Genomic DNA, 24,164 nt, shown 5'->3' on the forward strand with positions numbered 1-24,164 from the left:
ATGAAGGAAGTTAAAAGTATATTATTTATTGGTGTTGGTGGACAAGGTACTATATTAGCTTCAAAAATATTATCAGAAGGATTATTAAGACATGGTTATGATGTAAAGATGTCTGAAGTTCATGGAATGGCACAAAGAGGTGGAAGTGTTACCACTCAAGTAAGGTTTGGCGAAAAAGTATATTCACCATTAATTGAAAAAGGAAAAGCTGATGTTATAGTTGCATTTGAAAAAAGTGAAGCTTTAAGAGCGCTTCCTTATTTAAAAGAGGGTGGACACCTTGTAGTAAATGATTATGAAATTCATCCTGTACCAGTATTAATAGGAGCTGAGAGTTATCCAGAAAATGTAATAGGATCTTTAAAAGAAAAAGTAGAAAATTTAGTGACTTTAAATGCTGCAAAAATTGCTGAAGACCTTGGAAATATAAAAGCACAGAATGTAGTATTATTAGGTGCATTATTAAAGGCATTAAATCTTGATGAAATAGATTGGGAAGACGTAGTTTCAAGTTTAGTTCCATCAAAGGCAATAGAATTAAATAAGCAAGCTTTAAAAGCAGGTATGGAAGCTTAAAGCTAATAAGCCTAGCTCTTTATAATAGAGCTAGGCTTTAAATTTAATAGTATATATTATCATAAAACAAAGTTCTTCCAAATTATATTAAAGTGATTTATAAAATTTGTTCTTTTGTAACAATTAAAATATTAAGAGAGTTGTACTACTGATAGAGTACTCTTTTCAATTATAATCTCTTCAGCTACGAAATTAGTAACTAAAATCTCAATCCTATCACCTGTATTCAACTTTGTTATAACTGATTTTAAGAAAGGTAGACGTATTAGAGATTTTGCACATAATTGACCAAAGAAGAAAGTGCCTTCAGTTATAGGAGAACCGTTTATACTAATAGTGCCATTGAGAGGACCAGCGAAAAGAGCTAGTAAAGTAATCTCATCAATACTTGGAAATAGCACTATCATATTAAGTTGTATTTCGTAGATACCTTCCTGAGCTATTGTTATAGTTGGAAGATTTATAGTCACATCATTTGACTCTGGTAAAAAAGCATTAAAAGGGATTTGAATATACTTTCCACCAGGTTGAAAAGATAATATAAAGGGTTCAGTAATATATATTGAACCTAAGGCAATCTTAATTTTAGAAGTAGGAGGATTGTTTGGAATAGTACAATGTAGATATTCCTCAGAGTCTTTATAATTAAAATATTCTTTCATAATAATTGTACCCCTTAAACTTATTTATGAATTAATTTGTTTTTATTTAAAACAGAAGAGTTTAGATTAGGCATATTCAAGAAACTAGTTGGTATGCTCCTTTATTTTTAGTTATACTCTATGGTCAGAATCCTATGAGAACTAGAATATAATGTTAACCTATATCTTTGTATAAAATACAGGACTATATTTCACTGTTATTTTCCTTAATATGCTTTATTTAATTTTAATTTAATATAATTAAGATATATTTTTAAAAAATTAGTACTAACAATCTATATCATATAATTTATAATATGAAAAAATTAATATATTGGTTATGTAAATAATTATATAAATTTACAGAGATTTTATGATATTATAATACTAATATATAGATATATCAGTTCTAAAATTAATATATATGAAAATAGTTGATACTTTTTAGTATTATAATTAGAACTAATTTGTTTTTAAAGTTATAATGTATATCTCTTTTTAATAGATTCTAATTTTTACTCATAGGAAGCTTTTAAGATACAATTAATTATAGGATTTTTCAAAATATTTGTTATAATATACATATAACTTTTAACTTATAGAAATTTGAGTTTTATATTATAACATAGATTTTTATATACATAACAGGAGGAGTTTAAGATGTCAATATATACAGCACCATCAAAGGAATTAATGATAAAATTAAAACCTTATAAAAAATCTACAGAAGATATTAAAGTTTCTAAACCTGCTATGCTTCATGATAGATTGTTTAGAGAAGTAGTCTTCTTTAAAAAGTTTTTTAAAAAATTTAGTAGTGAACCAGAATGCTATATGTACATAGATGAAAATGATAATATAATTGAAGATAAATTTTTATGTGAGAGATTAGGTAAATTGTTTTACTATATGGACATATATCTAAATGAGGAATCAGGAAGTGTTTTGTCAGCACTTCAAAGTGAAGGGGAAGTAAATAAAGATAAAAATGATTATGAAAAAATGATTCTTGGACTAGAGATAATTAAGAAAAAAGAACCAGAAAATATTGATAATGTTCTTCAAATTATGCAAAAATTACCTGCACTTAGAAATAAGAATAATGAAAAATTAAAAATCTTAAAAGATGCTATAGAAGAACAAAAACTTAAGCATGAGTACTTTAATGAAATAATGATAGAAGGTCTTCAACCTTATTATAGAGATGCTCTAGCTGTAAACTATGAGAAAATACTTCTGATAGGTAAAGGAGCAGAGTTTTATAGTGATATTAAAAGAAAAGCAGAGAAGAGAAGAAGAAACTCTAAATTTTTATTTAATACTAAGCATACAGAACATCTGATGAAAGTTCATTACACTATGGGATATTACCAAAACCTATTAAGGGCTTATGGTAATGTGGTAGGCATGAATTATAATCAATACATAAAATTAGTTGACGATGCTGGAAAAAGAGTAGCAGAAGAAAAAATGCAACATATAAGAAAATAGACAATTTTATACGTCTTCTTAAAATGATATTTTCTTTATAGCATATATTTTATCTTAAATTAGCCCCTAGCAACAATCTGCTAGGGGCTAATAAATATTCCGTAAAATTAATTTTACCATAATAAAGTCTTAATCTTATTAAGTAACATCTATATAAACTGCATCTTCTTCTTTAACAACTCTTATATATTCAACTTCAGGGTCTTCTGTACCTTGAACATATAATCCTGTATCTTTAAGTTTTTGTACGTAATCAACTATTTCTTGAGTTATTTTTTCTCCTGGACATAGTACTGGTATTCCTGGAGGATATGCCATTAGGAATTCGCCACTTATCATTCCTACGCTGCTTGAAAGTTTAACAGAAGTTTTTACGCTATTAAAGGCCTCATTTGGTATTTGTATTTGTTCTGGAATTTCAGGGATATCTATAAAGTCAGCCTTTTTACTTCCTTTTCCATAATATTCAGCACTTATTTCTCTCAATGCTTTAAATAGTCTTTCCATACCATCCATTGTATCTCCAAAAGAACCAACTATTAGAACGTTGTATAAGTCGGATAATTCCATTTGAATATGATATTTATTTGATAAAATCATATCAAGATCGTATCCTGTTATCCCTAAATCTCTACAAGTTATAGTAATCTTTGTTGGATCAAAGGCATAGGCACCAGGCTTACCTAATATTTCTTCTCCAAAACAGTAGAAGCCAGGAATTTTATTGATTTCTTCGCGTACATAATTACATAATTCAATTGTTTTATCTAATAATTCTTTACCTTCTAATGCAATTTGTCTTCTTGCTGTATCTAAAGATGCCATTAAGATATATGATGGCGATGTTGTGTGCATTAAGTTAAGGACTTGTTTAACTCTTGGAATACTAACACGTTTTGAACGAACTTGTAATAATGAACTTTGAGTTAATGCACCTATTATCTTATGTGTACTTTGAGCACAGATATCTGCTCCTGCTTCCATAGCGGAAACTGGAAGATTTTCATTGAAATTTAGATGAGGACCATGTGCTTCATCCACAATAAGTGGTATGTCATAAGAGTGAACAATATCAGCTATTTTCTTTATATCTGTAGCAACACCATAATAGGTTGGATTTATTATTAAAACCGCTTTAGCGTCTGGATTTTCTTTTAATGTATTTTCAACAGTTTCAGGAGAAACTCCATTTGCTATACCTAATTTTTTATCTAATTCTGGTTGCATGTACACTGGAATAGCACCAGCTAAAATTATTCCTCCTGTAATTGACTTATGTACATTTCTAGGAATAATAATTTTATCTCCAGCTCCTACTACTGAAAGTATCATAGCTTGAATTGCTCCTGAAGTTCCGTGAACAGAGAAAAAACAAGCATCAGAACCATAAGCATCAGCAGCAAGCTCTTGAGCTTTTTTTATTGGGCCGGTTGGATGATGATAACTATCCACTAGTTTAAATACTGTAACATCAATTTTAAAAGGATTTTCACCCATAAAATCTTTAAACTCTTTATCAACACCTACACCTTTTTTATGACCTGGTACGTGAAAAGGTAAAGTGTCTCTGTTAACATACTCCATTAAGGCATCAAATAATGGAGTTTCATTTTGATTTAACTTATACAATGCAGTATCCCTTCTTTCTACAATAATTTCCTTGTGTTATAAGATTAAATCTTATTATTCCTTCGATTTCATTTAAAACAAATTAATTATAAGACAATAATATGTTAAATGCAATAGATTTTAAGGCTTTATGCCAGCCAAATACAGATAATAATAGAAATTCCCAATATTTAAATATTTTAAAAGTTATATTAAATTTGATATAATATTTAAATACTGAGATTTAATGAAACAAATATAATTATTTTAATTTGTTTCTATATTACTAATATGTTTATTAGGATGGTGGATTATGAGTATAGAGAGTTATTTATTAGAAAAATTATCTAAAGTATTATTTTTAGAGATAAAAGAAGGAAGTAAAATCAATAATTTTACTTTTGAAGAGAATACTTATTTACCAGTGAGAAGTGAAGCAATTGTAGAAAAAACTAAAGTTGGGGATAGCCTTAAAGATATACCTATAAATTTATTTATAGAAGGTATGTTTTATGTATTAGGTAGCGATAGGAATTTTAAATCTAATAAGACCTATGAAAGTTTGATAAAAAACATTCCAGATAGCTTAAAGCTTATAAAAAGTATAATATTTAGAGATATTAAAGAAGAAAAGTATGAGGATGCATATGTATTAATAAGAGGCCTTATATCCATAGAAAGTACAAAAGATAATTATAATAAGGCCTTATTGTTAGTAGATGAAATAAGAAAGAAAAACTCATTATTTAAAGAAGAAGAACTAAATTTAATAGAAAATGCAAAAAAGATATCAGATTTTGCCACTCCATATCTATATGAAGCTATTATTAAAAGAGATAATAAAGAGTTAGAAGAGGCATTGTTTTCTATTAATCAATACATTGTATTAGGTGGAGAAAAGACTGATGATGTAATAGAATTTAAAGCATCATTAGAGATGGTTACAAGCTATGATAAAGCGAAAGAGATGGTGTATGAATCTCCAAAAGAAGCCTTGGAAATATTATTATCACTATTAGAACAATTGGGAGATAGTGCAGAAATATATTACTATATAGCAATAGCTTATAGAGTACTTGAGAACTATGAAAAAGCAATATATTATTTAAACGATTCAATAGCTATAAGTAGTGATTACGTAGAGGTTGTAAATGAGTTTGGAATTAATTATGCATGTTTAGGGAATTATGAAGTAGCTATAAAGTACTTTAGAAGTGCTTTTGAAGTTACAAAGTCAGTAGAAATATGTACAAATTTGATAATGTGTTATTTAAATATAGGGGATAACGTTCAAGCTAAGATTCATTTTGATATAGCCAAAAAACTTGATCCTAATGATGAAGTGCTAAAGGATATAGAAAAGATACTTAAATAATTGGAAATTGAGAATTGACAATGAAGAATTATCGTTATTTCTCCTTTATGAGAGAAATTTAAAGTAATTTTTTAAAAGCGATCACATTGGATTTTATTAAAAAACTATTTTAAGAAATTAATTTATAAAATTAATTTCAACCATAATTATCAATTTTCATTCTCAACTCTCCATTAGTTTAAATAGTTTTAATTAAAATAAATTTATTTATTTAATAGATTCTAATAAAATAATGTAATTCAAAATTCTCTTAAATATTTTGTAAAAAAGTAGCATTTTCTATATAAATTTAAAGTAGATAGTGGTAAAATGGCTGTAAGGGTCTAAAAAAATATTGATTTATTATTAAAATGTTGTAAAATGATAAATGGATTTGAACTTAATAAAAGGCTTAGGAAGTGAAATTATGCAAACAGATAAGAGAATAGTTTTATTAGATATCTTATTTATAGTCCTATCATTATATATAGCCTTGCTTTTAAAATTTGATTTTAATATCACTCGTAATTATATGGTGTTTTTTCAAGTATCAGTAGTACCGGTGATTGTATTTACAATCTTCTTTAATAAGTTGTTTAAATTATATGATAATATATGGAAGTATGCTTCTATAGAGGAGCTATTTTCTATAGTATATTCTATAACTTTAAGCAATATTGTATTTATATTTTATAGTTATTTTATTAGCTATACATTTTTAAGAAGTCCTTATTACAGATTCCCTATGACTGTACATATAATATTTTGGCTATTGAGTGTACTTAGCTTAGGTGGGTTTAGGTTCTTATTAAGAATTATGGAAAATAAAGATAACACAAAATTAAAATACAAAAATAGGATAAATGTAATTATTATTGGGGCTGGTGATGCAGGTGCTTTAATAATTAAAGAAGTTAAAAAGCACGCTGATTTAAACTACAATATAATTGGCTTTATTGATGATAATAGTGAAAAAAAAGGAAAGCGTATAAATGGTATTAAAATATTAGGCGGTAGGAAAGATATAATTAAGGTATGTGAAGACTATGATGTTAAAGAAATAATATTGACAATGCCTTCAGCAGACTTAAAAACTAAAACAGAAATACTCAATATATGCAAACAAACAAAGTGTAAGCTTAAAACAGTTCCAGGCATATATGAATTAATTGATGGCAATATTAATATTTCTCAGCTTAGAGATGTTAATATAGAAGACCTTTTAGGAAGAGATCCTATAAAACTTAACAATGAGGATATAGATAAATATATTAAGGATAAAATTATATTAGTAACTGGTGGTGGTGGATCCATTGGTTCGGAACTATGCAGACAAATAGCGAAGTTCAATCCTAAATTACTCTTAATATTAGATATTTATGAAAATAATGCTTATGATTTAGAAATGGAATTTAATAGAAATAATCCACAACTTAAAAAGAAGGTAATTATAGCTTCTGTAAGAGACATAAACAGATTAAGAGATATTTTTGAAACTTATAAACCAGATGTAGTTTTTCATGCTGCTGCACATAAGCATGTACCTCTTATGGAAAATAACCCAATGGAGGCAATAAAAAACAATATTATTGGTACTTATAATGTGGTAAAATGTAGTGATGAATTTAAAGTTAAAAGATTTGTTCAAATAAGTACTGATAAGGCTGTTAATCCTACAAATGTAATGGGGGCTACGAAAAGATTTTGTGAGCTTATTATACAAGCTTTTGATAAGCAAAGTGAAACAGAATATGTAGCTGTTAGATTTGGAAACGTGCTTGGAAGCAATGGTTCCGTTATACCATTATTTAAAGATCAAATTTCTAACGGAGGACCTGTAACAGTTACCCATCCTGAGATAAATAGATTTTTTATGACAATACCTGAAGCGGCTCAACTAGTTATACAAGCTGGTGGTATGGCTGAAGGTGGAGAGATTTTTGTGCTTGATATGGGTAAACCAGTTAAAATGGTAGATCTGGCTAGGGATTTAATAAGTCTTTCTGGATATAAACCTGATGTGGATATAAAAATAGAATATATAGGTTTAAGACCAGGAGAAAAATTATATGAAGAGTTGTTAATGGATGAAGTTGCACTAACATCTACAGAGCATAACAAAATTTTTGTAGAAAAGCCAATAGGTACTGATATTGAATATATCGAAAAATCTATTGAGGAGTTTAGAGCATTACAAAATAATAGTAAAGAAGAAATTATAAAATTGTTGGAAGAAAAAGTGCCAACATATAAAAGAAAACAAAATTAATTTGTAAACTAAGGAGAGAATAATTATGAAGATTAGTTTATTAGATTTGCATGCTCAATATAAAACTATAGAAAATGAAGTAAATGAGGCAATAAAAAATGTATTAGAGTCTTCAACATTTATAATGGGACCTAATGTAAAGGAATTAGAAAGTGAAATAGCTAAGTTTACAGGTGTTAAGCACGGAATAGCTGTAGCTAATGGTACAGATGCATTAATGCTTACATTAAAAGCATTAGATATTAAAGAAGGAGATGAAGTTATCACAACTCCATTTACATTCTTTGCTTCAGCTGAAACTACATCTGTTGTAGGTGCAATACCTGTATTTGCTGATATAAAAGAGGATACATTATGTATAGATCCAGATAGTATTGAAAAATATATAACTGAGAAAACAAAAGCTATTATACCAGTTCATATCTTTGGACAAATGTGTGATATGGATAGAATAATGGAAATTGCTAATAAGCATAACTTATATGTTATAGAAGATGCTTGTCAAGCTATAGGAGCAGAGTATAAAGGAAAAAGAGCGGGATCAATAGGTCATGTATCATGTTATTCATTCTTCCCAACTAAGAACTTAGGTGCTTATGGAGATGCAGGAATGGTTGTTACAAATGATGATGAAATAGCTGATAAAATTAGATTGCTAAGAGCTCATGGTAGCAAGGTTAAATACTATCATACAGCCATAGGACACAACTCTAGACTTGATGAAATGCAAGCAGCGATTTTAAGAGTAAAATTAAAATATATAGAAAAATGGAATAGTGAAAGAAATAAAAAAGCTCATATATATAATGAACTATTAAAAGATTTAGATTTAGTAACTCCAACTGAAAAAGAAAAGAATTATCATGTGTATCATATGTATGTTGTTCAATCTCCTAAGAGAGATGAAATAATAGCACATTTGAAAGCAAATGGAGTTTCAACAGGAATTTATTATCCAGTACCTGTACATGTTCAAGATGTATATAAGCATTTAGGATATACTGAAGGAGATTTCCCGGTATCAGAGGATGCTTGTACTAAGACGTTTGCATTACCATTATATCCTGAAATAACATTAGAACAACAACAATATGTAGTTGATAAGATAAAAGAATTCTTTGATAAATAAAAGTTATAACAAAAGTAGTCTAATTTTAAATTAGGAGGAAGTAAAATGTCACAGCAATTAAGAGAAGAATTATTACTAAAATTAAAGAATAGAACTGCTAAATTAGGAGTAGTTGGACTTGGATATGTAGGATTACCATTAGCAGTTGAAAAAGCTAAAGCTGGTTATGAAGTAATTGGATTTGATGTTCAAGATAAAAAAGTTAAAATGGTGAATGAAGGACGTAACTACATAGGAGACGTTGTTGATTCAGACTTAGAAAAGTTGGTGAAAGAAGGAAAATTAAAGGCGACAACTGATTTTAGTTTTGTGGCTGATGTTGATACAGTTTGTATAGCTGTTCCAACACCATTAGATTTATATAAACAGCCAGATCTATCATATGTTGTAAGCTCAACTAAGGACGTTGCTAAATACCTACATAAGGGAATGTTAGTAGTTCTTGAAAGTACAACTTATCCAGGAACAACTGAAGAGGTTATAAAGCCTATACTTGAAGAAACAGGATTAAAATGTGGAGAAGACTTTTTCTTAGCATTTTCACCAGAGAGAGTTGACCCAGGTAATAAGGATTTTAATACTAAAAATACGCCTAAGGTTGTTGGTGGATGTACACCAGAATGTACTGAAATTGCTGCCCAATTATACAGAAATGTTTTAGAGGGAGAAATAATGGAAGTTTCATCACCAGCAGTTGCTGAGATGGAAAAAATTCTTGAGAATACATTTAGAAACATAAATATAGGATTAGCAAATGAAATGGCTATATTATGTAAAAGAATGGGAATAGATGTTTGGGAAGTTATAGATGCAGCTAAAACTAAACCGTACGGATTTATGGCATTTTATCCAGGTCCAGGATTAGGCGGACATTGTATACCTCTTGATCCATTCTATCTAGAGTGGAAAGCAAAAGAATATGACTACCATACAAAACTAATAGAAACTTCAGGTATAATTAATGATTATATGCCAGAGTTTGTTATTGAAAATATAATGAATTTATTAAATGGTGATAAAAAAGCATTAAATGGTTCAAAAGTATTACTTATGGGAGCAGCTTATAAAAAGGATATAGATGATATGAGAGAGTCTCCAACTCTTAAGGTTATAGAACTATTAGAGAAAAAAGGAGCAGAGGTTATCGTAAATGATCCATATATACCATCATTTAAACATAAAGGAAAAGAGTATGTTTCTGTAGTATGGGAAAATGAAATTGAAAATGCTGACATAGTAGTTATTACTACTGACCATAGCTGCTACGACTATGAAAGTATAGTTGAAAAAGCAAATTTATTATATGACACAAGAAATGCAACTAAAAATGTTAAAAATAATAGAGAAAAGATAAATAAACTATAATTGTTTTAAATTATAATATTTAGGCATCTTCAAGAAAATAATAGACCAGTATGTTGGCCTATTTTCCATCATACTGCGTTGTCAGAACCTGCCAATAGCTCCACTATGAGCAGAACCTGACGCCTTGTCTGATATAAAATATACTAACATCTTTGTTTTATTATTTTCTTTCAGATGCCTTAACTAGCTTTGAGTTAGAAAGTAAAACTATGGCATGCAATAATTATACTGGGTGTAATTTTGCATGCCTAAATTGTAACTATATTTGATGAGGTGAAGATATGAATAAATTTAAATTTGCTATTATAGGATGCGGAAGAATTTCTTATAAAGGCGTTGAAGCTATAATCAATAATAAAGAGGAAGCTGTACTTGTTGCAACTTGTGATGCTTTAGAAGAAAAGGCTATAGAGAAAAAAGAAGAATACATAAAAGGTATAGGCAGTGACTGTGATATTAAAGTTTATACTGACTATAAAGAAATGTTAAATAATGAAGACATAGATGTGGTTTATATAGCAACAGAAAGTGGATATCATCCTGAAATAGCTATATACTGCATGGATAATGGAAAGCATGTAATTTGTGAAAAGCCAATGGCACTTTCAACAAAGGATGCAGATGATATGATAGCTGCAGCGAAAAAAAATAATGTTAAATTGAGTGTAAGTCATCAAAATAGATTTAATGCTCCAATTCAAAAGCTTAGAAATGCAATAGAGGACAACAGATTTGGTAGATTAGTAAATGGTACTGCAAGAATACTTTGGAATAGAAATATGGGGTATTATCAGCAAGCACCTTGGAGAGGTACATGGGAATTAGATGGTGGTACATTAATGAATCAATGTATCCATAATATAGACTTATTACAATGGATGATGGGTGGAGAAGTAGATACTGTTTATGCTCAATGTGATACTTTCCTAAGAGATATAGATGCAGAAGACTTTGGTGCTATAGTTATAAGATTTAAAAATGGTGCTATAGGAATAGTAGAAGGAACAGCTTGTGTATTCCCTAAAAATTTAGAAGAAACATTAAGTATATTTGGTGAAAGTGGAACAGTTTGCATTGGGGGACTTGCAGTTAATACTATAGAAACTTGGAAGTTTGAAGATAATATGGAAGAAGAAGCAGAACTTCTTAAGAATCAAGAAGGTGACCCTGATACAGTTTATGGATTTGGACACACATCATTATTTAAAAACGTAATTGATGCGATAAATAATAATACTGAACCATTAATAAATGGTGAAGAAGGTAAAAAAGCTATGGAAATTATTCTTGCAGCTTATAAATCAAGACTTACTGGATTACCAGTTAAATTCCCAATGGGTGATTTCTCAACTCTAGAAATGAAAGATGTAGAAAAAATAAAAAAATAGTTTTAGAAAGTGAGAGAAACTATGAATTATATTTCAGAAAAAAGCAAGCTAGGTTCTAATGTTACTATAGGGAAATTTTCAGTTATTGAAGATGATGTCACTATAGGAGATAACTGTATAATAGGACATAATGTAGTTATACATAGTGGTACAATTATAGAAAATGATGTAAGAATTGATGATAATACCATCATAGGAAAGCTACCTATGAGAGGTGTAAACAGCATATTTAAAGATGAAGAAAAACTACCTCCATCAAAAGTTTCTTCTCAATGTTTAATTGGTGCTTCAGTTATAATCTATGCTGGTGCAACTATAGGCGAGAAAACTCTTATAGCAGATAGTGCTACAATAAGAGAAAATGTTTCTATAGGAGAAAAAACTATAATAGGAAGAGGCACAACAATAGAGAATTTTTGTAATGTAGGTAGTAATTGCAAAATACAAACCAATGTATATTTGACTGCTTATTCAGAAGTTGAAGATTATGTATTTATAGCGCCTTGTGTTACAACTTCAAATGACAACTATGCTGCCCGTTCTAAAGAGAGATTTGGAAAATTTAAAGGGGTAACAGTTAAAAAGGGTGGAAGAATAGGTGCAGGTGCTGTAATCCTTCCAGGAAAGACAATATATGAAGATGGCTTTGTAGCAGCAGGTGCTCTTGTTACTAAAGATGTAGAAAGAGGAAAAATAGTTGCTGGAAGTCCAGCTAAAGTATTTAGAGATGTACCACAGGATCAATTATTGGAAAATCAATAATTGTTTATTGTGAATTATTAAGATTTATTCAAATCCCTTAGTAAATTTATTTTGCTAAGGGATAGTAATATAATAGAAAGATTTTAATTACATAAAGGAGGGGGAAGTATGACTAAGATTTGTCATATTACAACTGCTCATCCTGTTTTTGATAATAGAATATTTCACAAGCAGTGTAAAACGCTAGCAAATGCAGGTTTTGAAGTATATTTAATTGCAACTCATGATAAAAAGGAAACTATTGATGGAGTAAACATCATTCCACTACCTAAAAGTAGTAGTAGAATGGAGAGAATGTTTAAGAAGAAAAAATTAGCTTATGAATTAGCATTATCAGTAAATGCGGATATATACCATTTTCATGATCCAGAGTTAATCTCATTAGGAATAAAATTAAAAAGAAAAGGTAAAAAAGTCATATATGATGTTCATGAGGATGTGCCTAATCAAATTTTAGACAAGGAGTGGTTAGGGCCTAAATTCATCAGAAAAATTGTATCTAAAAGTTTTAATATATTTGAAAAAAATAATGCTGAAAAATTTGATGCAGTTGTAACTGTAATACCAGAAATTGAAAAGAAATTTTATAAAAATCTTAGAACTATAGTAGTTGGAAACGTACCTTCCGTAGAAGTTATAGATAAATCAGAGCCTAAAACTCTGGAGAATGATAAGTTTAATATCATATGCGCCAGTGGGCTTACAAGAATTAGAGGCATAAAAGAACTTATAGAATCCATAGGATTACTTAAAGGAGAAGCGAGATTAATTCTTTTGGGGGCTTTTGATGATAAAGCTTTTGAAGATGAATGTAGAAGCCTTGAAGGATGGAAGTATACTGATTATTTAGGTAGAGTATCTGTAAATGAAGTATATTCCTATATGAAATCCAGTGACTTAGGTATGTGTACACTTCATCCAGCAGCAAATTATGTGGTAAGCTGGCCTACGAAAGCCTTTGAATATATGGCTTGTGGGTTACCTATGATAATTTCAGATTTTCCTTATTGGAAAAGTGTTTTTAAAGATAGTGCTACTTACGTAAATCCACAAGATCCTAATGAAATAGCTGAAAATATTAAGTTTTATATGGAGAATCCTGATTTAATTAGTGAGATAGGAAATAAAAATAGAAAACTTATAGAAGAGGTTTATTCTTGGGAAGTGGAGAAATTAAAGCTTATAGAACTTTACAATAAGCTAATAGAATAGTTTTTGTAAAATGTATAGGGAGATGTAAAATGAAAGTTTTAGTTATATCTCATATGTATCCTAATACTATGAATGAGATGGCAGGAATATTTGTTCATAAACAGGCAAAGGCTTTAATGGATGAGGGATGTGAAGTAAAAGTAGTATCCCCTATTCCTCTAGCTCCTTTTCCGTTAGGATTAATAAGTAGTAAATGGAAAAAATATAGTGAGATACCTAAGAATAGAGTATTAGAAGGTGTAGAGATATGCTATCCTAGATATTTAGAGTTTCCAAAAGGAATTTTATTTTCGAAATCTGGATATTTCATGGCTATGGGTATCAAGAAAACTGTTAAGAAAATTATAAATGAATTTAAACCGGATATAATTCATTCCCATGTAGCACTGCCAGATGGTTTTGCAACTATGATGATAAATAAAGAGTTCAAAATTCCTCATGTAACTACTATTCATGGTCAAGATTTTCAACAGACTATTTATAGAAGTGTGGATTGCAAAGATAAGCTATTTAGAGTATTGAATAGTTGCGATAGCATAGTAACTGTAAGTAATAAGCTAAAAAATGTTGTAAGTGAAGAAAAATTTTATGAAAAAATCGATGTTATACATAATGGAGTAGAAATACCAGATTCTCTTTTTACAGAAACAGAGAATAAAGAATATATTGAAGTTCTAAGTGCTGGTAATCTATTAAAGATAAAAGGAATAGATTTAAATATCAGGGCTTTAAAAACTTTAATGGAGAAGCATGAAAATTTAATATATACTGTTATTGGTGATGGCGTTGAAAGAGCCAATTTAGAAGCTCTGTGTGAGGAACTTAACATAAAAGAAAAAGTTAATTTTCTAGGTAGACTTTCTCATAGTGATACTATGGAACATATGAGAAAATGTGATATTTTTTCTATGCCTAGTTATAAAGAGGGCTTTGGAGTAGTATATATTGAAGCTATGTCTTTTGGAAAACCAATAATTGGAGTGAAAGGTGAAGGCATTAATGATATAATAGAAGATGGTTTTAATGGAATGCTAGCTGAACCTAAAGATGTTTATTCGTTAACGGATAAGTTAGATAAGTTAATTAGTGATAAGGATCTTAGGGAAGCTATTGGTAAGAGGGCACAAGAAAAGGTCATAAATGAATGTACATGGATAAGTAATGCAAAAAAGAATTTAATGTTGTATAATAAACTTTTACAAAAATAATTATAGTAAGCATTTTCATTAAATTATAATATTGAGTTGCTAATTAAGGAGTGATATATTGAATCAGACAGAGAAGATAAAGGTTTCAATAGTAATTCCCTGTAGAAATGAAGAAAAATATATAGGTGAATGTCTACAATCGATGGTAGAGCAAAGCTATGGAATTGAGAATATTGAGGTATTGGTTTGTGATGGATATTCAGAAGATAATACTCAAAAAATTATAAATGAATTTAATTTAAAATACCCTCAAGTTAAACTGGTATTAAATGAAAAAAGAGTTGCTCCATCTGCTATGAATCTAGGAATTAAGAGAGCAGAAGGGGAAATAATTATAATTTTTGGTGCACATGCTTATATGGACAAAGATTATGTGAAGCTTTGTGTAGAAAAATTAAATAATGATGAAAGTTTAGCTTGCGTTGGGGGAAAAATAATTAATATTAGTGAAAATGGTATTGCCAAAGCAATTTCATTAGCAATGGCTTCTCCTTTTGGAGTGGGCAATGCATTATTTAGATTTTCTGATAAAGAACAATATGTAGATACTGTTGCTTTTGGTGCTTATAAAAAGAAAATTTTTGATGAAATTGGATTATTTGATGAAGAATTTGTAAGAAATCAAGATGATGAATTAAACTTTAGAGTGACTCAAAGTGGAAACAAGATTTTATTATCACCGGATATAATATCTCATTATTATACAAGAGGATCTTTCTCTAAGCTTTGGAGACAGTATTATCAATATGGATTTTGGAAGGTAAGAGTAATTCAAAAGCATAAAAGACCAGCGTCAATAAGACATCTAATTCCTGTATTATTTGTAATAAGTATGATATTAGGAATAGGGTTAAGTCCCTTCTTTAAATTTGCAAGATATGGTTTTGCAGTAGAATTATTAGCATATTTTTTAGGTGCTTTTGCTTTTGCAGTTAAAACATCAAAAGATAATTTAAAATATGTTCCTCAAGTAATGTTAACCTTTTTTATACTACATCTAAGCTACGGAAGTGGATTTTTAGAAGGAATATTTATTTTTTTACTATTTAAGTCAAAGAAGAGTATAGAAAAGAATATTAAAACATCAAGATAGATATATTTTAAAGGAGTGAAGAATAATGTCAAAAACTGAAGTTAGAAAGACTTTTTTACCTTATGCATTACCATTAATTGGAGAAGATGATATAAATGAGGTTGTAGGCGCCCTAAAATCAGGATGGATTGCAAAAGGACCTAGAACTATAGAAATGGAAAAAAAATTTGCAGAATATACAGGAGCTAAGCATGCCATTGCTATGAATTCAGCTACAGCAGCACTACACATAGCTTTAGTAGCCAATGGAGTAGGACCAGGAGATGAAATAATAACAACACCTATGACTTTTTCAGCTTCTGCAAATACTATAATACATACTGGTGCAACACCAGTTTTTGTAGATGTTGATCCAGTTACTTTCTGCATAGATCCAAATAAAATAGAAGAAAAAATTACAGAAAAAACTAAAGGTATAGTACCAGTTCATTATACAGGTCATGCTTGTGATATGGATAAAATATGGGCAATAGCGAAAAAACATAATTTATTTGTATCAGAAGATGCTGCGCATGCTGTAGATACTAAATATAAAGGAAAAAGAATTGGTGCAGAAGGACAATGCGCATCTTTTAGCTTTTATGCTACTAAAAATATTTGTACTGGAGAAGGCGGAATGCTTACAACTAATGATGATGAAATAGCAGAAAAAGCTAGAATATTATCAAGTCATGGTATGAGTAAAGCAGCATGGAATAGATACGGAAAAGGTGGCTCATGGAGATATGATATAGAATATCCAGGATATAAATATAATATGTTTGATATACAAGCAGCACTAGGGTTAAGACAGCTTGATAAAATAGATGATATGCAAAACAGAAGAATAGAAATTGCAAAGGCATATAATGATGCTTTTGAAAATATGAAAGAAATTATAACTCCAGTGACTAAAGATTACTGTGATCATGCATGGCATTTATATGTTATTGAATTAAATCTAGATGAATTAACTATTGATAGGGATAAATTTATAGAAGAAATGTCAGAAGAGAATATAGGAACAAGTGTACATTTTATACCTGTACATTTAATGTCTTATTATAAAAAGGAATTTGGATATAAAGAAGGGGATTTCCCAGTAACAGAAAACCACTTTAATAAAATTTTATCACTACCATTATATCCAAAAATGTCTGATGAAGATATAGAAGATGTAATATATGCAGTTAAGAGAATTGTAGATAAATACAAGAAGTAATTTTTTGAAATGTCCCTTACACTTAGTAGGGGACGCTTTTAAACAAGACAACTTGAAAAAATAATTAGTTGTTTTTGAAAAGGTCTAAGAGATTTTAAATTATAAAGTTGGTGTTTAAATGAGTATTATGTCACAGGTAATATATTTTTTAATATGTACTTACATAGTAATACTTCCACTAATTAGTGAAAGTATAGGAAGATTCAGCAAAATTTCTGATGTATTATTAATATTGATAATACTACTTTATGTTATTAACATGCTTTTATCTTCAGAAAATAGAAAAAAACTTTGGGGAAATTTAAAAGATTTCTTCTCATCACTTTTAGGAATATCCATGGTATTACTATCATTTATTATGATATTTTCTATTTCTTATGCTACAGAAAAAGGGTTATCAATTATGGAAACTTTTAGATTTATAACTTATATTGGTCTTATATTCATAATAAAATATGAGGCTAACAGTAAAGAGAGAATTAAAACCATAATTAGATGCTTTTTGTTGACCACAACCTTACTTTGTATTTTTGGAGTAATTCAATATTTCACTGGAATAGGATTAAATGAAAAATTTACAGGTTTAGAAGCTAGTGGTACAGTAGTAAGAATTACATCTACTATGCAAAATCCTAATGGGTTTGGAGCATATTTAGTATTAGCTTTTTTTCCTATTATGATGCTAAGCTTTAGTACAAAAAATAATAGGCTTAAAGGATTTTATGTAGTTCTATCTTTATTTGTATTAATTAATTTATTGCTTACGGCCTCTAGAAACTCAATTATAGGGCTTGTAATTGGATTTGTAGTTTTAGGAATTTTATATAGCTATAAGTTTTTATTCTTATTTTTACTTGGTATACCTATATTTTTATTTGATAAATCTCTTTTATCAAGATTTACAAATATTACAGAAGAAATCCTTAATGGACCTAGAATAAAGCTATGGCAAATTGCAAGAATGATGATAAAAGAACATCCTATATTAGGAGTGGGAAATGGAAACTATGTATCATTATATGATGAATATGTTAAAAAATATCCCCAATATAAATATCCTGACTACCATAGATTTAGTAGTCACAACTCTTATTTAAAAGTACAAAGTGAATTGGGAATATTTGGTATAACGTTGTTTATATCCACATTAGTAGCTTCAATTAAAACTATAATAGGAGTGTATAAAAAATCAAAGGATAAGTATTATAAATTTTTTTATATGGGATTTATGGCATCAGCTGCAGGATTTTTACTTATGAATATGCTTGATAACTTATTTTTTTCACCACAAACAACAACTTATTTTTGGGTATTTATAGGATTAGGAGAGGCTATATTATTGCAATTTAAAAAGCATAAAGTATCTTAATAATTAAAGATTAGGCATGTAAAATAAAATAACTGTTCAAAATATGGAATGAATGTTTTGCTAATAGTGAGGATATTAGTGAAATTTGTGACCTTAGTATGAGCAAAATATATCACCATATAGATTATTTACTTATTTATTAATGCCTTATTAAATGGAGGAAATGTTAATGCATAATAATGACATTAGAATAGATGTTTATAGTGAGATTAAAGGTAAATCTATACAATTTGCAATTAAGAGATTAATGGATATAATATTCTCTTTGATAGGTATAATTATTTTATCTCCAATATTTTTGATACTTACTATATGGATAAAACTTGATTCTAAGGGACCGGCGGTTTTTAAGCAAGTTAGAGTTGGAAAAAATGGAAAAAAATTTACGATATATAAATTTAGAACTATGGTTGTTTCAGCAGAAGCTAAAAGAGAATTAGAAATTGATCCAAGCAATATGGATAATTTTGTGTTTCAAAGTAAATCAGATAATAGGGTGACTAGAGCAGGAGCTTTTTTAAGAAAAACTAGTTTAGACGAAATACCACAATTGTTTAATGTTTTATTTGGACATATGAGTTTAATAGGTCCTAGACCGGAGATACCTGATGTAGTTAAATATTACCCAGAAAATTATTATCAAAGACTTTTGGTATTGCCTGGAATAACAGGATTAGCACAGGTAAATGGAAGAGGAGAAATTGAATTAGGAAAAACTATATATTATGATTTAACATATATAAAAAACTTTTCATTATGGCTAGATATAAAAATACTTTTTCAAACGGTAGTAAAAGTATTTAAGAATGAAGGAGCTTTTTAATTGGAGGATCTAATGGGTATAGAATTATTAAATTACACTATATTTTCAGGATATAAAAAAGAACTAATTGATTATGTAGTGCAAAAAGAGAAAGTAAATATTATTTCTGGCAATCCAGAAATATTAAATTTGGGATTAACAGATGAAACTTTATTTAGGAGTTTTACTGACAATAATTCTGTAATTATACCAGATGGTATAGGTACAGTAATAGCTTCGAAACTTATTAAAACTCCTGTAAAGGAAAAAATAGCTGGTATTGAAGTTATGGAAGAATTGATTAAGTATTGTGAACTTGAAGAAAAGCCAGTATATCTTTTAGGAACTTCACAAGAAAATTTAGATGGATGTATAAATAAATTAAAAATAAAATATCCTAAGATAAACATTGTAGGAAGCCATAATGGATATTTTGATATGAATAGTTGTGATCATATTGTAGAGGAAATTAAAGACAAAAGTCCCTATGCACTATTTATAGCTATGGGTGCTCCTAGACAAGAGAATTTCATAATAAAATACATGGAAGAATTACCTTGTAATATATTTATGGGTGTAGGGGGTAGTTTTGATGTTATTTCAGGTAAAGTAAACAGAGCACCTAAGTGGATGATAAATTTAGGCCTTGAATGGCTTTATAGAACGGTAAAAGAACCTTGGAGGATTAAGAGATTAGGTGAGATACCTAAATTCCTTCATAAAGTTGTTAAGGCATCTGAAAGGGAATAATAGATTAAAGATGTTAGTATATTTTATATCAGACAAGGCGTCAGATTCTGCTCATAGTGGAGCTATGGGCGGGTTCTGACAACGCAGTATGATGGAAAATAGGCTAACATACTGGTCTATTATTCTTTTGCAGATGCCTTAGAGCAAATAATGCTATGCAAATTATAATTAAAGAGTATAATAAATATAGAGCAAAAAGGCTCTATATTTTTATTTATTCATATTAATTTTTAAAATTATATACCCAAAAATCAATTTAAGAAATTAATTTATAAAGAATTAATTTCAACTATAATTGTGAATTTTGCATTGAGAATTGTGCATTAATTTATAGGAGGTGTTTAAAATAAAAGTACTTCATATTATTTCAGGCAATGACAATGGAGGAGGAGCTAATCATATATTAAATCTTTGCAGTAGTGAAAATAAGTATTTTGATAATATATTAGGCTGTCTTGGAGATGGATATCTATATGATAGAGTAAAAAATACTGATATGCCTCATAAATTTTTTAAAAAAGATATTATTAATAAGGAAATTATAGAGTTTGTAAATTCTAATAAAATAGATATTGTAAATTTTCATGGAGCTCAACCTTTTTTAATCCATTATTTTATTAGAAGAAAATTAAAAGCTGTTACTACAGCTACAATTCATAGTGACTACAGATATGACTTCTTAAATAATAAAATTAAGTATTATATCTATACTCCTCTTAGTATTTTAGGATTAAAGAGTTTTAATAATTATATTTGTGTGTCTCAAAATTTGCTAAATTTATTAGATGAAAAACATTTTATTGGTGAGAAAACTGTTGTGAATAATGGTATTGATATAAAAAAAATATTTTTAAAAGAAGATAAAATTGATATAAGAGAAAAGTTAAATATTACTGATGATGATTTCATTTTTGGTGTAGTAGGAAGATTTCATCCCATAAAAAATTATATAAATATAATTAAGGCTTTCGGAAAGTTTAGTAATGAAAAATCTAATAGTAAATTAATTTTAATGGGTGACGGCGGATTAAGGGAGGATATAGAAAAGGTTATAAAAGAATTAAATCTAGAAGATAAGATTATTTTAACAGGTTTTATTGATAATGTAACAGATTATTTATCTATTTGTAACTGTAGTATAATAGCTTCCTATAGTGAAGGCGGTGCTCCACCATTAGCTATGTTAGAATCTGCTATAGTTAAAACTCCTGTAATTTCTACTAAAGTAGGAGATTTAGAGAATATTATAAATCCGTTCAATGGAATTATAATTAACTCACAAAATGAAAAGGATATTTATATAGCGATGCAGGAATGTTACGATAAAAGAAAGTATTTACAAGCTATGGGAGAAAACATATATAATTTAGTTTTAGAGAAGTTTACAATAGAAAAATTTTGGAGTAATTATTATAGTTTTTATAAATCTATAATAGACAATAACTAATTTGGAGTAGGTAAATGAGTAAAAGTAAAATAGTTAAAAGTTCGATTTTTGTAATGATTTTGGTTATATTGGGAAAGTTTTTAGGGATAGCTAGAGATTCCCTTATGCTAGCTAAATTTGGAGCTACTAGAGAAGCTGATATTTATGTTTGGGCTTTAGGTGTAATATACTTATTTACAAGTATAGGCTATGGGCTAAGTACAACTATAATACCTTTTATAACTGAAATGAACAGTGAAAATGAATTAAAGGAAAGAAAAGTTTTTGTAAATAATGTACTTACAGTATCTATGATTTTTACCTTAGTAATAACTATATTAGGTATTATTTTTTCAGATCAAATAGTTTACTATTTTGCAAATAGTTTTACAGTTAATAGAGAGCTAAGTATATTGACTTCTAAAATACTTAGAATAATGTTTTTATCTGTATTATTTTTAACTCTTCAGGGGGTACTAGCAGGTACTCTTCAAGGCCATCAACATTTTATTGCTCCTACAGCAATGGCAGCAGTAGCAAATTTAGTATATATAGTATATTTAGTATTTTTTGTTGATAGTTTTGGAGTTATAGGTTTTGCAGTTGCTACAGTGATAGCCTTTATGTCTCAGTATTTAATAAATGTACCTAAGTTTATTTCTTTAGGTTACAAATATAAATTTACTCTTAATTTAAAAGATGAAAAGCTTAAAAAATTATTGGTACTTATGGTACCTATAATAATAAGTACCTCTTCAATACAGCTAAACTTATTTGTTAATAAGTCTTTTGCAACTTCTCTTTATGAAGGTGCAACAGCTATATTAGAATGTGCAAACAAGTTAACGATGATGACTTATGAGGTTTTTGCAGTAGTGGTATCAATGATTATATATCCTATATTAGCCTCTCATATTTCAGAAAAAAATAATAAGAAATTTAAAGAAGCATTGAATAAGGGAATTGCCATTATTCTTCTTATAATGATACCTGCAACTATAGGAATTGTAGTTTTAAGGGAGCCACTTATAAGTTTAATATATGAAAGAGGAAAGTTTACTAATGAAAATGTAAAATTAGCAGCTAATGCACTATTATTATATTCACCGGCAATGATTGCTTATGGTATTAGAGATGTGTTAAGTAGAGGGTTTTATTCTATAAAAGACACTAAAACTCCTATGATAAATAGTTTAATAGGCATAGTCTTAAATTATTTATTTAGTTTTATCCTATATAAAAAAATGGGAGTAGAAGGCTTAACTCTTTCTGCAAGCTTATCAGCAATAATTACAGCAATAATATTAAGTAGAGCTTTAAGTAAAAGGTTCGAAGGACTAGGTATGAGTAGTATAATTATAGATACGATAAAAATATTGATATCTTCAGTATTAATGGGAATATTGGTGTTATTTAGTAGTACATATTTAAAAGATATTCTTACAGTTGCTAGATTAAGTGAGGCTATAATTATATTAACTTCCACCTTAATAGGAATTATATCTTATGCAACACTTTGTTATCTATTAAAAATACAGGTATTTATAGATTTCCTAAATCATTTTAAAGGAAAAGCTAAAAGTTCTTAACTATTACATTATTTTTATAAAAACACACATAATAAAATTGAGGAGTGTGATTTTTATGGAATTTTATGATGTAATAAAAGAAAGAGTTAGTGTAAAAAAATATAAAAATGATGAGGTGGAAAAAAATAAGCTACTTAAGATGATAAATTCAGCTATGAGGGCTCCGTCGTGGAGAAATAAGAGCTCATATAAGCTTATAATAGTAAAAGATGAAGTATTAAAGGGAAGAATATCAGAAGCTATATTAAATAGTGGAAATGAAGCAGCTAGTGCAGTTATTGAGGCACCTATAGTAGTTGTATTTATAGCTAATCCAGAAGAATCTGGAGAGGTAGATAATAAAGAGTTTTATTTAGTAGACGCATCTATTGCTATGGAACATTTTGTTTTAGCTGCTACTGCTGAAGGATATGGAAGTTGTTGGGTCGCAGCGTTAGATGAAGATAGGATAAAAGAGGCACTTAAAATACCAAATAACTTTAGAGTTATTGCTTTAACGCCTATAGGTAAAAGTGACGAACAAGCAAAGCATAATGATAAAAAAGATATAAATGATTTTGTATTCTTAAATAGTTTTAATAATCCATATACAGAAAATGTTTAATAAAATAAAATGACCATAATAATATATGGTCATTTTACTTTAATCGAAAATTAAGAATCAAAGTTACTAATTATGGTTAAAACTCCACAGTCAAAACTTTTGAAGTTTTTTAGAATAAATTTTATTTTAGAAATTCACTAAGGGTGAATTTCTTCGTAAATGATAAAATATTAGATTATAATTTTACTTTTTTTAAAAAAGGTTTATAATAATATTTTGTAAAAGCACATTTATTACTATCTTTTTAAATTGAAATATTAGAGATAGCATTAAAATATCAATTAAAAGTATTAATTTTTGTTTTGAATTTTAATATGGTATAATTTA

The 24,164-nt window shown here is 28.4% G+C and carries 20 protein-coding genes; 18 read left to right on the forward strand and 2 right to left on the reverse strand.

Annotation, left to right across the window (positions count from 1 at the left end; all coding sequences use genetic code 11):
• The gene (locus ACWPW7_RS09885; RefSeq protein WP_039631174.1) at positions 1–576 is read left to right on the forward strand and encodes an indolepyruvate oxidoreductase subunit beta; all 576 of its coding nucleotides are present in this window, start codon (positions 1–3) and stop codon (positions 574–576) included.
• Positions 577–707: 131 nt separating this feature from the next.
• On the opposite strand, the gene ACWPW7_RS09890 is transcribed toward ACWPW7_RS09885, so the two are convergent.
• Positions 708–1,238 carry a hypothetical protein gene (locus tag ACWPW7_RS09890; protein WP_454053375.1) on the reverse strand — a complete coding sequence of 177 codons (531 nt, stop codon included), beginning with the start codon at positions 1,236–1,238 and terminating at the stop codon, positions 708–710.
• 639 nt (positions 1,239–1,877) lie between these two features.
• On the opposite strand from ACWPW7_RS09890, the gene ACWPW7_RS09895 reads away from it, so the two are divergent.
• A complete protein-coding gene (locus ACWPW7_RS09895) occupies positions 1,878–2,708 on the forward strand; it encodes a hypothetical protein (protein ID WP_454053376.1) in 831 nt (276 codons plus the stop codon).
• 138 nt (positions 2,709–2,846) lie between these two features.
• Here the strand turns inward: ACWPW7_RS09895 and ACWPW7_RS09900 are convergent, their stop codons facing one another.
• On the reverse strand, positions 2,847–4,337 hold the full coding sequence (locus ACWPW7_RS09900) for an aminotransferase class I/II-fold pyridoxal phosphate-dependent enzyme (protein ID WP_291568838.1): 1,491 nt from the start codon (positions 4,335–4,337) through the stop codon (positions 2,847–2,849).
• A gap of 292 nt (positions 4,338–4,629) precedes the next feature.
• Between ACWPW7_RS09900 and ACWPW7_RS09905 the strand changes: the two genes are divergently transcribed.
• The 16 genes from ACWPW7_RS09905 to ACWPW7_RS09980 all read left to right on the forward strand — a co-directional run bounded on the left by ACWPW7_RS09905 (position 4,630) and on the right by ACWPW7_RS09980 (position 23,837).
• A complete protein-coding gene (locus ACWPW7_RS09905; protein WP_454053377.1) occupies positions 4,630–5,691 on the forward strand; it encodes a tetratricopeptide repeat protein in 1,062 nt (353 codons plus the stop codon).
• A gap of 406 nt (positions 5,692–6,097) precedes the next feature.
• Positions 6,098–7,939, forward strand: a complete 1,842-nt coding sequence (locus ACWPW7_RS09910) for a polysaccharide biosynthesis protein (protein ID WP_454053378.1) — start codon at positions 6,098–6,100, stop codon at positions 7,937–7,939.
• A gap of 25 nt (positions 7,940–7,964) precedes the next feature.
• Entirely contained in the window at positions 7,965–9,068 is a 1,104-nt protein-coding gene (locus ACWPW7_RS09915; RefSeq protein ID WP_312573734.1) for a DegT/DnrJ/EryC1/StrS family aminotransferase, read from the forward strand.
• 45 nt (positions 9,069–9,113) lie between these two features.
• On the forward strand, positions 9,114–10,433 hold the full coding sequence (locus tag ACWPW7_RS09920; RefSeq protein ID WP_454053379.1) for a nucleotide sugar dehydrogenase: 1,320 nt from the start codon (positions 9,114–9,116) through the stop codon (positions 10,431–10,433).
• A gap of 281 nt (positions 10,434–10,714) precedes the next feature.
• Complete coding sequence (locus ACWPW7_RS09925; RefSeq protein ID WP_454053380.1) at positions 10,715–11,821, forward strand: Gfo/Idh/MocA family protein; 1,107 nt, start codon at positions 10,715–10,717, stop codon at positions 11,819–11,821.
• A 21-nt stretch (positions 11,822–11,842) separates the two neighbouring features.
• Positions 11,843–12,583, forward strand: coding sequence for an acyltransferase (locus ACWPW7_RS09930; RefSeq protein ID WP_454053381.1), 741 nt, complete (start codon positions 11,843–11,845; stop codon positions 12,581–12,583).
• Positions 12,584–12,691: 108 nt separating this feature from the next.
• Positions 12,692–13,795: a glycosyltransferase family 4 protein gene (locus tag ACWPW7_RS09935; protein WP_454053382.1), complete on the forward strand. Its 1,104-nt coding sequence runs from the start codon at positions 12,692–12,694 to the stop codon at positions 13,793–13,795.
• A 29-nt stretch (positions 13,796–13,824) separates the two neighbouring features.
• Positions 13,825–15,003, forward strand: coding sequence for a glycosyltransferase (locus ACWPW7_RS09940; RefSeq protein ID WP_454053383.1), 1,179 nt, complete (start codon positions 13,825–13,827; stop codon positions 15,001–15,003).
• Positions 15,004–15,061: 58 nt separating this feature from the next.
• Positions 15,062–16,096, forward strand: a complete 1,035-nt coding sequence (locus tag ACWPW7_RS09945; RefSeq protein WP_454053384.1) for a glycosyltransferase family 2 protein — start codon at positions 15,062–15,064, stop codon at positions 16,094–16,096.
• Positions 16,097–16,121: 25 nt separating this feature from the next.
• Entirely contained in the window at positions 16,122–17,297 is a 1,176-nt protein-coding gene (locus ACWPW7_RS09950; RefSeq protein WP_454053385.1) for a DegT/DnrJ/EryC1/StrS family aminotransferase, read from the forward strand.
• A 118-nt stretch (positions 17,298–17,415) separates the two neighbouring features.
• Positions 17,416–18,666: an O-antigen ligase family protein gene (locus ACWPW7_RS09955; RefSeq protein WP_454053386.1), complete on the forward strand. Its 1,251-nt coding sequence runs from the start codon at positions 17,416–17,418 to the stop codon at positions 18,664–18,666.
• 169 nt (positions 18,667–18,835) lie between these two features.
• Entirely contained in the window at positions 18,836–19,489 is a 654-nt protein-coding gene (locus ACWPW7_RS09960; protein WP_454053387.1) for a sugar transferase, read from the forward strand.
• Between the two features lie 12 nt (positions 19,490–19,501).
• Entirely contained in the window at positions 19,502–20,218 is a 717-nt protein-coding gene (locus tag ACWPW7_RS09965; RefSeq protein WP_454053388.1) for a WecB/TagA/CpsF family glycosyltransferase, read from the forward strand.
• Positions 20,219–20,555: 337 nt separating this feature from the next.
• Entirely contained in the window at positions 20,556–21,665 is a 1,110-nt protein-coding gene (locus ACWPW7_RS09970) for a glycosyltransferase (RefSeq protein WP_454053389.1), read from the forward strand.
• Positions 21,666–21,679: 14 nt separating this feature from the next.
• Positions 21,680–23,233, forward strand: a complete 1,554-nt coding sequence (murJ, locus tag ACWPW7_RS09975) for a murein biosynthesis integral membrane protein MurJ (protein WP_454053390.1) — start codon at positions 21,680–21,682, stop codon at positions 23,231–23,233.
• Positions 23,234–23,288: 55 nt separating this feature from the next.
• Positions 23,289–23,837: a nitroreductase family protein gene (locus ACWPW7_RS09980; protein ID WP_454053391.1), complete on the forward strand. Its 549-nt coding sequence runs from the start codon at positions 23,289–23,291 to the stop codon at positions 23,835–23,837.
• Positions 23,838–24,164: the final 327 nt, after the last annotated feature.

The organism is Clostridium sp. Marseille-Q7071, from assembly GCF_965112025.1.